10 protein-coding genes are annotated in these 14,089 nt (G+C 73.4%); 4 read left to right on the top strand and 6 right to left on the bottom strand.

Features of this window, described 5'->3' with window-relative positions:
* Nucleotides 1-62: 62 nt before the first annotated feature.
* From ACQ1X7_RS01925 to ACQ1X7_RS01915, 3 genes are read right to left on the bottom strand one after another with little or no spacing between them, the layout of a single operon-like run.
* Nucleotides 63-938, bottom strand: a complete 876-nt coding sequence (locus ACQ1X7_RS01925) for an ABC transporter permease (RefSeq protein ID WP_432476455.1) — start codon at nucleotides 936-938, stop codon at nucleotides 63-65.
* Nucleotides 935-1,855 (bottom strand): ABC transporter permease, encoded by a 921-nt coding sequence (locus ACQ1X7_RS01920; RefSeq protein ID WP_432476454.1) that lies wholly within the window; start codon nucleotides 1,853-1,855, stop codon nucleotides 935-937. Before ACQ1X7_RS01920 ends, ACQ1X7_RS01925 begins: the two co-directional genes overlap by 4 nt.
* A complete protein-coding gene (locus ACQ1X7_RS01915; RefSeq protein ID WP_432476453.1) occupies nucleotides 1,848-3,089 on the bottom strand; it encodes a polyamine ABC transporter substrate-binding protein in 1,242 nt (413 codons plus the stop codon). Before ACQ1X7_RS01915 ends, ACQ1X7_RS01920 begins: the two co-directional genes overlap by 8 nt.
* 97 nt (nucleotides 3,090-3,186) lie before the next feature.
* On the opposite strand from ACQ1X7_RS01915, the gene ACQ1X7_RS01910 reads away from it, so the two are divergent.
* A complete protein-coding gene (locus ACQ1X7_RS01910) occupies nucleotides 3,187-4,572 on the top strand; it encodes an aspartate aminotransferase family protein (RefSeq protein WP_432476452.1) in 1,386 nt (461 codons plus the stop codon).
* Entirely contained in the window at nucleotides 4,572-5,666 is a 1,095-nt protein-coding gene (locus ACQ1X7_RS01905) for an ABC transporter ATP-binding protein (RefSeq protein ID WP_432476451.1), read from the top strand. The genes ACQ1X7_RS01910 and ACQ1X7_RS01905 overlap by 1 nt, the downstream gene beginning before the upstream one ends.
* Here the strand turns inward: ACQ1X7_RS01905 and ACQ1X7_RS01900 are convergent.
* A complete protein-coding gene (locus tag ACQ1X7_RS01900) occupies nucleotides 5,663-6,301 on the bottom strand; it encodes a TetR/AcrR family transcriptional regulator (RefSeq protein WP_432476450.1) in 639 nt (212 codons plus the stop codon). The genes ACQ1X7_RS01905 and ACQ1X7_RS01900 overlap by 4 nt on opposite strands.
* A gap of 93 nt (nucleotides 6,302-6,394) precedes the next feature.
* Between ACQ1X7_RS01900 and ACQ1X7_RS01895 the strand changes: the two genes are divergently transcribed.
* A complete protein-coding gene (locus tag ACQ1X7_RS01895; protein WP_432476449.1) occupies nucleotides 6,395-8,041 on the top strand; it encodes a phytoene desaturase family protein in 1,647 nt (548 codons plus the stop codon).
* Nucleotides 8,038-10,095 (top strand): acetate--CoA ligase family protein, encoded by a 2,058-nt coding sequence (locus ACQ1X7_RS01890; RefSeq protein WP_432476448.1) that lies wholly within the window; start codon nucleotides 8,038-8,040, stop codon nucleotides 10,093-10,095. Before ACQ1X7_RS01895 ends, ACQ1X7_RS01890 begins: the two co-directional genes overlap by 4 nt.
* On the opposite strand, the gene ACQ1X7_RS01885 is transcribed toward ACQ1X7_RS01890, so the two are convergent.
* On the bottom strand, nucleotides 10,052-12,757 hold the full coding sequence (locus ACQ1X7_RS01885; protein ID WP_432476447.1) for a chorismate-binding protein: 2,706 nt from the start codon (nucleotides 12,755-12,757) through the stop codon (nucleotides 10,052-10,054). The two genes, ACQ1X7_RS01890 and ACQ1X7_RS01885, sit on opposite strands and share 44 nt — an antisense overlap.
* A gap of 64 nt (nucleotides 12,758-12,821) precedes the next feature.
* A complete protein-coding gene (locus tag ACQ1X7_RS01880; RefSeq protein WP_432476446.1) occupies nucleotides 12,822-14,033 on the bottom strand; it encodes an NAD(P)/FAD-dependent oxidoreductase in 1,212 nt (403 codons plus the stop codon).
* Between the last annotated feature and the right edge of the window lie 56 nt (nucleotides 14,034-14,089).

The raw sequence follows: 14,089 nt of genomic DNA, 5'->3' as shown, positions 1-14,089 counted from the left end.
TGCACCTCCTGTCTCGGGTCTGGGTCTCGAGGCTCACTGAACGGCCGTTCAGTGGCCCCAGTCTAGGCTTCGCCGGTGAACACGTCGAGGCCGCGACCGCTCTTCTCGCCGCGGGTGAGCCACCGGTGGATGAGGTACCCCATGACCACCGCGAGCACCGACGCGAGGAGCAGCAGCGTGGTCAGCGCGTTGAGCGCCGGGGTCGGTGCAGCGCGAGCCGTGTTGTAGACCTTCACCGACACCGGCTCCGTGGCGGCGTCGCCGGAGAGGTACCGGACGATGATGAAGTCGTCGATCACGTCCGCGAACACCAGCACCGCGCTGGCGAAGATCGCCGGCATCAGCATGGTCAGAAGCACGCGTCTGGTCGCGGTCAGCGGGGAGGCCCCGAGGTCGATCGCCGCTTCCTCGTAGTCGCGCCCGATCGTGAGCAGCCGGGCGCGCACGATCACCACCGGGTAGGAGAGCTGGTAGGTCACCAGCCCGATCACCTGGCCGGTGGTGCCGAGCTGGAGCGGCGTGGTCAGCACCGTGGCCACGAACAGCAGCGCCACCGCGATCAGGATCTCGGGGAGCACGAAGGACACGAGTACGGCGAGGTTGGCGCCCGCCGGGATCCGCCCCCGCCACCGGTCCAGCCCGAGCGCGAGCGCGACGCCCAGCGGAACGGTGACCAGGGTGGCGAGCACGCCGAGCACCAGGGTGTGGGTCAGCGCGTTGAACAGGCTCGGGTCGTGCCAGACCGAGCGGAGCGGGTCGCCGTAGTACCAGCGCATCGAGAAGCCCTGCCAGGTCACCCGGGACCGGCCGGCGTTGAAGGAGAACAGGACGGCCACCAGGACAGGCGCCAGCGACCAGACCAGGTAGCCGAGGGTCACCAGGGCGAGCCCCCACGGCCGCCGCCACGGGTTCCGCCACCACTGCAGGGGCCCGGTCATGTTGCGACCTCCTCCCCCGACCGGGTGCTGCGCACGTAGATCACCATCGGCACGACCGACACGACCAGGATCAGCAGCACGAAGGCCCCGGCCTGGCCGGTCTGGCCGGGGGTGAGCACCGTGTTGTTGATGAGGTTGCCGATCATGGAGGTCGACGGCGAGCCGGAGAGCAGGTCGGCGGTGAAGTAGTCGCCCAGCATCGGCAGCGTCGTCAGCAGCAGGCTGGCCACGACCGCGGTCCGCGTCAGCGGCCAGGTCACCCGCCAGAAGGTCTCCCAGCGACTGGCGCCGAGGTCACGGGCCGCCTCGAGCATCGCCGCCGGCGCCCGGTCGAGGGCGGCGTACAGGGGCAGGATGGTGTAGGGCACGTAGCCGTAGACCAGTCCCAGCACGACCGTCGAGGCGCGCCCGTTGAGCCACGCGGTGTGCACGTCGACCAGGCCGACGCCGCTCAGCAGCTGGTTGACCAGGCCGTCGGTCTGCAGCAGGTTCACCCACGCCAGCATCCGCATCATGTAGCTGATCCAGAACGGCGCGATGAGCGCGGCCAGCAACAGCCCCTTCCAGCGACCCGCGAACCGGGCGGTGAAGTAGGCGACCGGGTACGCGATGAGGATGCAGAGCGCGCTCGCGATGCCGACGAACACCGCGGTCCGGACCAGGGCCGGCAGGAAGAACGGGTCGTCGCCGACGATGTGCTCCCACACGTAGCCGAGCTCGGTGAAGTTCCACGCCAGCGGGTTCCAGACCGGCACGGGCTGCCGGAGGATCGGGTCGACGCCGCCGAACAGGATGGCCAGCACGACGTACAGCGGGGCGACGAACAGCACCGCCAGCCAGACGACGCCGGGGAGAGCGAGGAGCGGCCACAGGGCCCGGGTACCGGGTGGGCCCGAGCGGGTGTCCCGCTCAGCCACCGGCCTTGAACTCCTGCCAGATCCGGTGGTACTCGGCATCGGCCTCGGCCGGCACCTGGAGCAGCGGGAAGCCCACCTCGAAGTCGCTCTCCTTGACGATGGCCGTGGAGAGGTTCTGGGGCAGGTAGCCCTGGGCGACGAGGTTGTCCGGCGTGAACTGCTTCAGCGGCGGCTGGTAGCCGGTGAAGCCGAAGTTCTTCCCTGCCTCGGTCTTGTCGAGGAGCGCGTTCATGAAGAAGTGCGCCGCGACCGGGTTGTCGCCCTGGGCCAGGCACACGCACAGGTCGTTGTCGACCTCGCCCTTGCCGTCGGGCGGGAACCAGTAGCGCAGGATGTCCGTGCTGTCCGACTTCGGCAGGTAGTAGGGCAGGTTGATCGCGTCGCCGGACCACATCTGGGACAGCCCGTACTGGCCCGCCGGCAGCTCGGTGTACATCGAGATGGTCACCCGGGGCTTCATGGTGTCGCGGATCTCGAGCAGCTGGGTGCGGACCAGCTCCATGTCGTCGGGGTCGGTCGTGTTGATGTCCTCGATCCCGTTGCGCAGCATCACCATCGCCATCGCGGTGTGCCAGTCGTCGAGGATGGCCATGTTCCCGGCGTACTGGGTGTCCCAGAAGACGTCGTAGGGGTTGTCCCGAGCCGGGATGTCCTCCGACACCATGTCGGTGCGCCAGCCGATCCCGACGCTGTAGATCGTGTACGGGATCGTGTAGCGGTTGCCCTGGTCGTACCAGGGGTCGTCGAAGCTCCGCCACAGGTTGGGCCGGTTGGTGAGGTAGTCGCCGTTCAGGGGACGCAGCAGGTCGGCGCCGACCAGCTTGCCGAGGGAGTCGTAGCTCGGGAAGTAGAGGTCGAAGCCGAGCTTCTTCGACGCGATCTTGGTCAGCGCCTCGTCGGCGTCGTTGAACGTGGTCAGCTGGATGTTGACGCCGTGCTCGGCCTCGAAGTCCTTCATCATCCGCGGGGAGAGGTAGTCGGCGTAGTTGTAGATCCGCAGCGTGCTTCCCCGCTCGGGGGTCAGGCCCGACTCGATCGCCGGGTTGGCCTCGCTGAGCGGCCAGGTCACGGGATTGTCGGGCGAGGGGATCTCCAGGGCCCGGGTGGAGCTCGACTGCTGGTCGCACGCCGCGAGCAGCGGGATCCCCACCCCGGCAGCGGCCGCCCCCCGCAGCAGGGCGCGACGAGCGAGCAGCGGGCCGCGTCGCGACGCAGGTCCGGACCGTGCCCCCATGGGTGCCTCCCGGAGTCCTTGTCCTCGTCGCTCAGACTCACATAGACTGAACGATCAGTCAACGATGGCCACGGCCCGTCCCCGGGTGAGGAGCCCCATGACCGCGACCCAGACCGCAGCAACGCTCTCGTCCCGCCTCGACGGCGTGATCGAGGCCGAGACAGCGCGGTTCCTCGAGCGCCAGACACGCAGCCGGGAGCTCGCGGCGGAGGCCGTCGCCCTCGCGGGCGGCGCCACGTCGAGCTGGCAGGTCGCCGAGCCCCACGCCGTATGGATCAGCCACGGCAGCGGGTCCCGGCTCCACGACGTCGACGGCAACGAGTACTCCGACTTCCACGGCGGGTACGGCGTCTCCCTCGCGGGCCACGCCCACCCTGCGATCGTCGCCGCGGTGCGCGAGCGGGTCACCCGCGGCACCCACTTCGCACAGCCCACCGCCGACGCGATCGTGGTCGCCGACAACCTCACCGAGCGGTTCGGCCTACCGCGGTGGCGGTACGGCAACTCCGGCACCGAGGTGACCATGGACGCGGTCCACCTGATGCGGGCCGCGACCGGGCGCGACCGGATCCTCAAGGTCGAGGGCGGCTACCACGGCCACCACGACTCGGTGATGGTCTCGGTGCTGCCCGAGCCGGACGACGAGATCGGCCCGGCCGAGGCGCCGTACGGCGTCGCCAGCAACAGCGGCATCCCGGACGGCATCACCGGGCTGGTGACCGTGGTGCCCTTCAACGACCTCGCCGCCGTCGAGGCGGCGCTGGAGCGGCACCCGGGCGAGGTCGCCGGGATGATCGTCGAGCCGATCATGATGAACGCCGGCATCATCCTGCCCGACGACGGCTACCTGGCCGGGCTCGCCGACCTGCTGCACCGGCACGGCGCGCTGCTCGCCTTCGACGAGGTGAAGACCGGCCTGACGACCGGGCCGGGCGGCGTGACCCGACGATCGGGCGTCACCCCCGACCTGGTCTGCCTCGCCAAGGCCCTCGGCGGCGGGATCTCCACCGCCGCGATCGGCGGCACCGCCGAGGTGATGGGCCTGATCGAGACCGGCGCCTACGAGCAGGTCGGCACCTTCAACGGCAACCCGCTGGCGATGGCGGCCGCACGGGCGATGCTGACCGAGGTGCTCGACGACGACGCCTACCGCCACCTCGACCACCTCCGGGACCGGCTCCACTCCGGCCTGCAGGGCGTCATCGACCGCCACGGGGCGCCCTGGCGGGTGGTGACCGCAGGCGCCAAGGGCTGCGTGTCCTTCCTCCCGCACCCGATCCGCAACTTCCGCGACTTCCGCGAGCTCGACGACCGCTACGGCCACGCTCACTGGCTGGTCCAGCACAACCGCGGCGCCTTCCTGCCGCCGTGGGGCAAGGTCGAGCAGTGGCTGGTCTCCGTGCAGCACACCGACGACGACGTGGACCGCTTCGTGGCCAACTGCGACCACCTCGCCGACCTGCTGCTCGGCGACGGCCCCTGATGGCCGGCGCCCTCAGCCTGGTCGGCCTGCGGAAGACCTTCGGGGACGCCGTCGCCGTCGCCGGGATCGACCTCGACATCGGGGAGGGCGAGTTCTTCTCGCTGCTCGGCGCGTCCGGCTGCGGCAAGACCACGACCCTGCGGATGATCGCCGGCTTCGAGCAGCCCGACGAGGGCCGGATCCTGCTGGACGGCCGCGACCTCGCGCAGGTGGCGCCCCACAAGCGCCCGGTCAACACGGTCTTCCAGTCCTACGCGCTCTTCCCGTTCCTCGACGTCGCCGACAACGTCGGCTTCGGCCTGCGCTACCAGTCCGCGACGAAGGAGGACACCCGCCGGCGCGTGGGGGCGGCGCTCGAGCTGGTGCAGATGGGCCACCTCAGCGGCCGCAAGCCCCACCAGCTCTCGGGCGGCCAGCGCCAGCGCGTCGCCCTGGCCCGGGCCCTCGTGCTCGAGCCCACCGTGCTGCTGCTCGACGAGCCGATGGGGGCGCTGGACGCCAAGCTCCGCAAGCAGCTCCAGGTCGAGCTGCGGTCGCTGCAGAAGACGGTCGGCACCACCTTCGTCTACGTCACCCACGACCAGGAGGAGGCGCTGACGATGAGCGACCGGCTCGCCGTGCTCGACGCCGGCGAGCTGCTGCAGGTCGGCACCCCGAGCGAGGTCTACAGCGCCCCGTCCAGCGCGCGGGTCGCGACGTTCCTCGGCACCACCAACCTGTGGGACGCCGAGGTGGTCTCGAGCAGCGCCGACGGGCTCTGCTGCCGGGTCGGCGACGTCGACCTCGTGGTCGCCCCGGCGAGCGCGGGTGCCGGTGACGCCGTCGCCCTCATGGTCCGGCCGGAGCGGGTCCAGGTCTCGCCGACGGCCTCCGCCGACGGTGCGAACGTGCTGGCGGGGCGGGTCACCACGCTCACCTTCCGCGGTGCCCACACCTCGGTGCTGCTGGACTGCGGGGGCCTGCGCGTCGAGGCCGAGGTCGGCAACGTGGCCGGCTCGCCGCCCGAGTGGCTGCACGAGGGCAGCGAGGTGACTGCGGAGGTCTCACCCCGGGCCCTGCACGTGCTCGACCGCGACCAGGGCACGTCTCCCTAGCGGCGCGCCTTCTTGCGGGGCGCCGGCAGACCGAGCTCCTGGTGGGCGATCCGGAGGGCGATCGCGCGGGCCCGGGGCACGTCGACCACGGGGTCGTCGAGCGCCACCTGGACGACCAGTCCGTCGAGGAGCGAGGTCCACATGATCGCGAACGACTCGGCGTCGACCGATGCGATCTCGCCGGCGTCGATCCCGTCCCGGACCACGCGCACGATCAGGTTGCGCCACTGCGCGTCGAGGTCGGCGCGGTCCTTCTTGACCTCCGGGTGGCGGAAGGCCTGGGCCCAGAGGTCGAACCACAGCCCCCAGTCACCGGTGAGCCCCTCCTGCTTGTCGGCGACCAGGGTCCACTCGACCAGGGTCTCCAGCCGGTCGCGGAGGCTGGTGGTGGAGAGCAGCATCTCCTCGGTCGCCGTGTAGAACGACGCCTCCGACCAGCGCAGCGCCTCGATCAGGAGCGTCTCGCGGGTGCCGAAGTAGTAGATGACCAGGGCCGGGCTGGCCCCGACCCGCTTGGCCACGTCGGCGATGCGGGTGTCGCTGAAGCCGCGCTCGGCGATCTGCGTCGCCGCCGCAGCCAGCATCTGGTCACGACGTACGTCGGCCACGGTCGTGGGCTTGTCGGCGGTCGCCACGGGCCCTCCTCGCGGTCTCCCGAGCCTTGTGGGGCACGCTAGCACGCGCCTAGACTGAACAGTCAGTCAGGATTTCCCACCCGGGCGGTGCACATGACGAACACCTACGACGCCATCGTCGTCGGCGGCGGTCACAACGGGCTGGTGTCCGCGGCCTACCTGGCCCGGGCCGGGCTGCGGACGGTGGTGCTGGAGCGGCGCGCGACCACCGGCGGCGCGGCCACCACCGAGCAGCCGTGGCCCGACCTGCCGGGGGTGTCGGTGACGCGGCTGTCCTACGTGATGAGCCTGATGCCGCCCACGATCCTGCGCGACCTGCAGCTCGAGCGGCACGGCTACCGGGTCCACCCCATGGGCCCCTACTACCAGGCCTTCCCCGAAGGCGGCTCGCTGACGATCTTCGAGGACGACCCGGAGCGCACCCGCGACCAGATCCGCAAGTGGTCCAGCAAGGACGCCCGCGCCTGGGACGGGTGGAACGCCTGGCTGGAGCGGCTCGCCGCCGTCATGTCCCCGCTGCTGCTCACGGTGCCGCCCGACATCGGGTCACACTCCCCCGCCGACGTGGCCGCCCTGGCGAAGCTGGTCTGGCGCAACCGCGGGGTCGACTCCCGCACGGCCGCCGACATCGCCCGGCTGATGACGATGAGCATCGCCGACCTGCTCGACGACTGGTTCGAGTCCCCCCAGGTCAAGGGGGCCCTCGCGGTGAACGGCGTCATCGGCACCTGGGCCGGGCCCTTCGAGCCGGGGACGGCGTACGTGATGGCGCACCACTCGATCGGCGACGTGGGTGACGGCCAGCTGGGCAGCTGGGGCTACCCCGAGGGCGGGATGGGCGCGGTCGCCGACGCCTGCCGCCGCAGCGCCGAGTCGTTCGGCGTCGAGGTGCGGGTGTCGACACCGGTCGAGTCGCTGCTGGTGACCAACGGCCGGGTCGAGGGCGCCGTGCTCGCCAGCGGCGAGGAGCTGCGCGCGCCCCTCGTGGTGACCAGCCTGCACCCGCGGACCGCGTTCCTGGAGCAGGTCGGTCCCGCCCACCTGCCCGACGACTTCGTGCGGGACATCGAGCGCTGGCGCACCCGCAGCGGCGTGGTCAAGGTCAACCTGGCGATCGACCGGCTGCCGTCGTTCACCGCCGACCCGACCGACGGCCAGGCCGAGCACCACACCGGCTCGGTGGAGATGGCGCCGACGATGGAGTTCATCGAGCGGGCGTTCCTCGACGCCCGGGAGGGCCTACCGGCCGCGGCGCCGTTCAGCGACGGGGTCATCCCGACCACCCTCGACACGACCCTCAACCCCGACGGTCCCCACATCTTCTCGCTGTTCACCCAGTGGGTGCCGGCCGACTGGGCGGCCGAGCCGCACACCGAGGAGCTCGACGCCTACGCCGACCGCGTCATCGACCTCTACGACGAGGTGGCCCCGGGCTTCCGGGACTCGGTGATCGCCCGCGACGTGGTCGGGCCCCACGAGATGGAGACCGAGTACGGCCTGGTCGGCGGGAACATCTTCCACGGCGAGCTCTCGGTCGAGCAGCTCTTCCACCTCCGCCCGGCGCCGGGGTACGCCGACTACCGAACGCCGGTCGCGGGGCTCTACTACGCCTCGTCCGCGACCCACGCCGGCGGCGGGGTCTGCGGGATCCCCGGGATGCAGGCGGCGAAGGCTGCCCTGAACGATGCCCGGGGCAGCCGCTGGTCACGACGCCGACTGCTCGGCACCGGCGCCCGGTGACCCGGGCGGCGCCCGCCGTACGACCCCGGCTGCGGCGGATGCTCTCCGCGAGGTCGGTCGCGGTCGTCGGCGCCAGCGAGCGCCCCGACTCGCTCGGGTGGCGGATGGCCACCGAGGTGCTGCGCAGCCCGGGGTTCTCCGAGGTGCACCTGGTCCACCCCTCCCGGTCGACGGTGCTCGACCAGCCGTGCGTCCCGTCGCTCGCCGACGTACCGGACCCCGTCGACCTGGTGCTGCTCGGTGTCCCCGACGCGGCCCTGGTGGAGCAGGTGCGGCTCGCCTCGACGCGCGGCGACGCGGGTGCGGTCGTGTTCGGGTCGGCGCACGGCCTGGACGCCGAGCTCGCCGCCGCCGGCGACGGGCTCGAGGTCGTCGGCAGCGGCTGCATGGGCTTCGTCAACGTCACCGACGGCGTCCGCGCCATCGGCTACCTCGAGCGGGCCCCGCTGCCCGCCGGCCCGATCGCGCTGGTCACCCACAGCGGGTCGGTCTTCTCCACGCTGCTGCGCACCCACCGCGCCCTCGGGTTCACCACGGTCGTCTCGTCGGGGCGGGAGCTGGTGACCACCACGGCCGACTACCTCGCGCACGCCCTCGCCACACCGGAGACGCGCGTGGTGGGGCTGGTCCTCGAGACGGTCCGCGACCTGCCCGCGCTGACCGCCGGGCTGGCGGAGGCAGCCGCGCGAGACATCCCGGTGGTGGCGCTCACGGTCGGGTCCTCACCGCTCGGCGGCGCGATGGTCGACGCGCACTCCGGAGCCCTGGCGGGCTCCGACGGCGGCTGGCAGGCGCTCTTCTCCGCGTACGGCGTGCACCGGGTGGGCGACCTCGCCGAGATGGTCGACACGCTGGAGCTCTTCGCGGTCGGCCGGCGGCGGGTCGGGAAGGGCTCCGGCATCGCCACCGTCCACGACTCCGGCGCCGAGCGGGTGCTGCTCGCCGACGTCGCGCAACGCGTGGGCGTGCCGTTCGCCCCGCTGTCCGAGGCGACCACGACCCGGCTCGCCGAGGCGCTCGACCCGGGGCTCACGCCGGCGAACCCGCTGGACGTGTGGGGCGGCGGCCGCCGCACCGAGGACCTGTTCACCGAGTGCCTCTCGGCCCTGGCCGACGACCCCGAGGTCGACGTGGTGGCGCTCGCGGTCGACCTGGTCCCGGAGTACGACGGCGACGTCGCGTTCCCCAACGCGATGGTTCGGCTCGCCGGCCTGACGCCGAAGCCGGTCGTGGTCCTGGCCAACCTGGGGTCGGCGGTCGACCAGGACGCCGCCGCCCGGCTGCGCGGGCTGGGCATCCCGGTGCTCGAGGGCACCGGGTCGGGGCTGGTGGCGCTGCGCCACCTGCTCGCCCCGGACGCTCCCCCGCGCTGGGAGCCGCCCGTCGACCCGGCGCGACGCGCGCGGTGGGTGGACCGGCTGTCCGTCGGGACCGGCGATCCCGGGCTGGCCGAGGAGCTGCTCGCCGACTACGGCGTCCCGACGGCCCCGTCCCGCTTCGTGGCCGACCGGGAGGCCGCGGTCGCGGCCGCCGAGGAGCTGGGCGGCCGGGTGGTCCTCAAGACCGCGTCGGGGGCGGCCCACAAGGTCGACGTCGACGGCGTCCGGCTGGGACTCGACGACCCGGCCGCCGTCGCGGCGGCGTACGACGACCTGGCCGGCCGGCTGGGGCCCGAGGTGCAGGTGCAGCACCAGGTGGACGCCGAGGTCGAGCTGTCGGTCGGGCTGGTCCGGGACCCGCTGTTCGGCTGGCTGGTCGTGGTCGGTGTCGGCGGGACCCTCGTCGAGCTGGTCGACGACAGTGCGGTCGCGCTGGCCCCGGTCGACCCGTCGGGCGCTGCCGCCCTGCTGGTCGGCACCCGGGTGGCGGACCTGCTGGCCGGGTGGCGCGGCCGGCCGGCCGTGGGGCGGCGGGCCGAGGAGGCAGCCGCCGCGGCGGTGTCGGGCCTGTCGCTGGTCGCCCACGAGCTCGGCGACCACCTCGAGGTGCTCGAGGTGAACCCGCTGCTCGTCACGCCCGACGGGGTCGTGGGCGTCGACGCGCTGCTGCGCTGACCGGCGGCCCGCTCCCCACCGGTCCGCGCAGGAAGGTGCCGAGCAGGGTGTGGCCGAGCGGCGTGAGGATCGACTCCGGGTGCACCTGGATGCCCTCGACGGGGTGGCTGACGTGGCGCAGCCCCATGAGGGTGCCGTCCGCGGTCCACGCGGTGGGCACCAGGGTCGGGGGCAGGTCCTCCACGACGAGGGAGTGGTAGCGCGCCGCGGCGAGGGGACCGTCGAGGCTCCCGAAGATGCCACGGCCGTCGTGGTGGACGATGGCCGGCTTGCCGTGCACCGGGCGACGGGCGAGGCCCACCCGCGCGCCGTACGCCGCGCCGATGCACTGGTGGCCCAGGCACACGCCGAGCACGGGGACGCTGCCGTCCAGCCGGCGGATCAGCTCGGTGCTCACCCCGGCGTCCTCGGGTCTGCCCGGACCGGGCGACACCACGAGGTGGGTGTGCTCCCCGCGGGCGAACGCCGCGGCCAGGTCCGCCGCGGAGCGGGCGTCGTTGCGGACCACGCTCACCTCGGCGCCCAGCTCCTGGGCGTACTGCGCGAGGTTGTAGACGAAGGAGTCGTAGTTGTCGACCAGCAGGGCCCTCGCGTCCGGAGCGGCCGCGGGCAGGGCGGTGCGCTGCTCGGCGAGGGGCCGTGGCCCGCGGGCCTGCCACTCCTCGGCCAGGGCCGCGCGGAGCCACCGGGTGGTGCGGCCGACCGGCCAGCGGGCCACGCCGGGACACCCGGTGACTGGCACCACGCCACGCACGGCGTTGGTCACGAACACCTCCACGGCGTCGGCCAGGTCGGTGAGGTCCAGGTCGCGCTCGTGCACGGGAAGGCGGTGCCGGCGCAGGGCCGCCAGCACCGAGGCCCGGGCGACACCCGGCAGGATCCGACCGTCGGCGCGGGGGGTGTGCACCCCGTCGTCGAGCACCAGGAACACGTTGGCGCGGCTGGTCTCGAGCAGAGTGCCGTCGGTGTCGAGCAGCAGTGCGTCCGCGTGCGCCGCCTCGACCGGCACCAGCTCGGCGAGTGGGTCGCGGTCCGTCCACTTGTGGGCGCCCCAGCCGCCGGGCAGGACGACCGGCAGGAGCTCCCAGGACGCAGCCGGGGCCGGCGCCGGGCGGAGGTCGACCTCGACGCGCCGGTCGGGAGTGACGGTCATCCGGAGCCGCGCGTCGCCGGTCGCGGTCGCAGCCAGCTCCTCCACCCGCCGCACGAGGGCGTCCCGGTCGAGCCGGTGCCCGTACACGGCGGCCGCGCTGTCGGCCAGGCGCTCGACGTGGGCCGCGGCGAGCACCGGCACCCGGTCGTGCACCGCCAGGGTGGTGAAGATCCCGAGCGCGGGGTCGGGTCGTCGTACGCGCGCCGTCTCGACCGGCGCCGTCGTCCGCCGGGGCTCCGCGGATGCCGCCGCGCGCGGCGCGCCGGCGAGCGAGGCGCCGACGGCCGCCAGCACCGGTTCGGCCTTCGCGTAGCACTCGGCCAGCTCCGCCTCGGGCTCGGAGTCGGCCACCACCCCGCCCCCCACGCCCAGCCAGGCGACGCCGTCGGCGAACTCCAGCGTGCGGATGACGACGCTGGCCTCCAGGCCCATCCTGGGGCTCACGTAGCCGATGGCACCGGTGTAGAGCTCCCGGCCGGTGCTCTCGAGCTCGTTGATGACCTCCATGGCGCGCACCTTCGGCGCGCCCGTGACCGAGCCGGGAGGAAAGGTCGCCCGCAGCAGGTCGGCGTCGGTGACGCCGTCGCCCAGCCGCCCCGTCACCTCGGAGACGAGGTGCCAGACCCCCGCTCGCGCCTCCACGCTGGTCAGGCTCGGCACGGTCACGGTGCCGGGGACGCAGACGCGGCCCAGGTCGTTGCGCATGAGGTCGACGATCATCAGGTTCTCGGCCCGGTTCTTCGACGAGGCCGCGAGCGCGTGCGCGCCGTCCCCCGCCGGCGCGGTGCCCTTGATCGGGGCCGTCAGCACGGCGCGCCCGCGCCGCCGCAGGAACAGCTCCGGGGAGAGGCTCACCACCGCGCGGTCCCCGGTGTCCAGGAAGGCGGCGTACGCCGGCGCGAGCGCCTCGACGCCCGCGCAGAACACGTCCAGCGGGTCGCCCTCGAAACCGGCCTCGAGACGGGCACACAGGTTGGCCTGGAAGATGTCTCCCGCCACGATGTGCTCCACCGTCCGGGCGACCGCACGCACGTGGCCGGCGGGCTCCGGGGTCATCGTGAACGGGGCGAACCGGTAGGGGCGCGGCCCGTCCCCGACCCCGTCCAGTGCCCGCTCCAGGCCGGCCAGCACCGGCTCCGCCTCGTCGGCCGGGAGCAGCGACTCGAACCACCACGCGGCGTCGGCGTCCTGGCGGAGCACCCAGGAGTAGCGCGCGAGCCAGTGGTCCGGCTGGGGCACCGGCCGCGGCGGCGGTGACGGAACGGGTTCGAGCCGACGCCCGAGCTGGTAGCCCCAGAGCCCGATCCAGCCGCCGCCGAAACCCGTGTCCCCCTCGTCCGGGACCGGGTCCCCCGACCCGACGGCGTCGAACGGGTCCGCGTCGTCGCCCAGCACCTCGACCGGTTCGCAGGCGACCACGGTGCCTCCCCCGCACCACGCGCCCACGAGCGCGACCAGGCCGGGGCGGCCCCGCAGCGCACGCAGGACGGCCACGGGCCGTGCCGCCACGTGCACTCGTCGGCGAAACACGGCAGCAGGATGGCCTGAAGGGACCACCTCACGCCACCGCCCCTCAGGCGGGCGCGGGATCCGCGACCTCCGGGAAGGGCAGGGCGATCGGGTCGGCCGCGAGCCGGCTGCGACCCTGCTCGTCGAAGCGGTCCAGCCCCAGGTCGGTGACGTCGACGACGTCGGTCCGGCCGGTGGTGGCGAGGTCGGCCGCGGCCCTCGCGACGCCCGGCCCCCACATCATCCCGTGGCCACCCGCCGCCGCCACGACGGCGCCCGCCACCGGGCCGCTGCCGGTGAGCAGCGGGCCGAGGATCGGCAGGTGGTCCGGCGTGTAGTCGATCGTCGCCGCCCAGGTCTTCCGTACGCCGACCTCGGCCGTCGCCGGCAGCAGGGTCGCGATGCGCTCGGCCATCAGCCGGTGGTAGTCGTGGTCGAAGGCGACGGCCTCGCCGGGTGGTTCCTCGGGGTTGCTCATCCCCCAGAGCACCCCGCCCTCGCAGGGGCGCCAGTAGATCCCGGACGCCACGTCGAAGACCATCGGCAGCCGGTCGGGGGCGAAGTCGGGGTGCGGTCCGGTGACCACGACCTGGTGCCGCGCCCCGCCGGACGGGATCCGGGCCCCGGCGGCACGTCCGACGGCGGCCAGCGTCGGGCCCCCGGTCAGCACCACCCGGTCGGTGGCGATCACGCCGCCAGTCGTCTCCACGCCCGCCACCGCGTCGCCGTCCCGGCGGAGGCCGGTGAACGCCGTCCCCTCGCAGACCCGGACTCCCGCGGTGACCAGCGCCGCGGTGTAGGCGAGCACGTTGCGCGGCGGGTCGAGGTAGCCGTCCTCCTCGGCGTACGACGCCCCGAGGGTCTGGCCCGGCCGCACCGACGGGTTGAGCTCGTCGAACTCGTCGGGGCCGAGCCACCGCACGTCGAGGCCGAGGCCCTGCTGCATCGCGATCCGGGCGTGCGCCTGCTCGACCTCCGCGGTCGAGAAGCACGGCATGGAGTAGCCCTGGGGGACGAACCCGGAGTCGAGACCCAGCTCGTCGCGCTGGCCGAGGTAGAAGGCCCGGCTGAACAGGCCGAGGCGGACCGCGACCTCGGTGCCGCCCTGGGCGCGCACCATGCCGGCCGCCCGCGAGCTGGCCCCCTGGCCGAGGGTGCCGGCCTCGAGCACCACCACGTCGACGAGCCCGGCCCGCCGCAGGAACCAGGCGGTCCACGCGCCGATCGTGCCGCCACCGACGACCACGGCGTCGGCCGCTCGCGGCACGCTGGTCATGCGCTCGAGCGTCGCATAGACTGAACAGTCAGTCAACGGCGACGAAGAGTGAGGCC

This window comes from Nocardioides sp. GXQ0305 (genome assembly GCF_050880345.1).
Lineage (GTDB): Bacteria > Actinomycetota > Actinomycetes > Propionibacteriales > Nocardioidaceae > Nocardioides.
The sequence above is the reverse complement of the archived record's forward strand: the minus strand, read 5'-3'. Positions and strand labels throughout refer to the sequence as shown.

What these genes read in the sequence shown, in the direction of transcription:
- ACQ1X7_RS01925 (WP_432476455.1), bottom strand. Translation starts at nt 938, where the DNA reads ATGACCGGGCCCCTGCAGTGGTGGCGGAACCCGTGGCGGCGGCCGTGG.
- ACQ1X7_RS01915 (WP_432476453.1), bottom strand. Translation starts at nt 3,089, where the DNA reads ATGGGGGCACGGTCCGGACCTGCGTCGCGACGCGGCCCGCTGCTCGCT.
- ACQ1X7_RS01910 (WP_432476452.1), top strand. Translation starts at nt 3,187, where the DNA reads ATGACCGCGACCCAGACCGCAGCAACGCTCTCGTCCCGCCTCGACGGC.
- ACQ1X7_RS01905 (WP_432476451.1), top strand. Translation starts at nt 4,572, where the DNA reads ATGGCCGGCGCCCTCAGCCTGGTCGGCCTGCGGAAGACCTTCGGGGAC.
- ACQ1X7_RS01895 (WP_432476449.1), top strand. Translation starts at nt 6,395, where the DNA reads ATGACGAACACCTACGACGCCATCGTCGTCGGCGGCGGTCACAACGGG.
- ACQ1X7_RS01880 (WP_432476446.1), bottom strand. Translation starts at nt 14,033, where the DNA reads ATGACCAGCGTGCCGCGAGCGGCCGACGCCGTGGTCGTCGGTGGCGGC.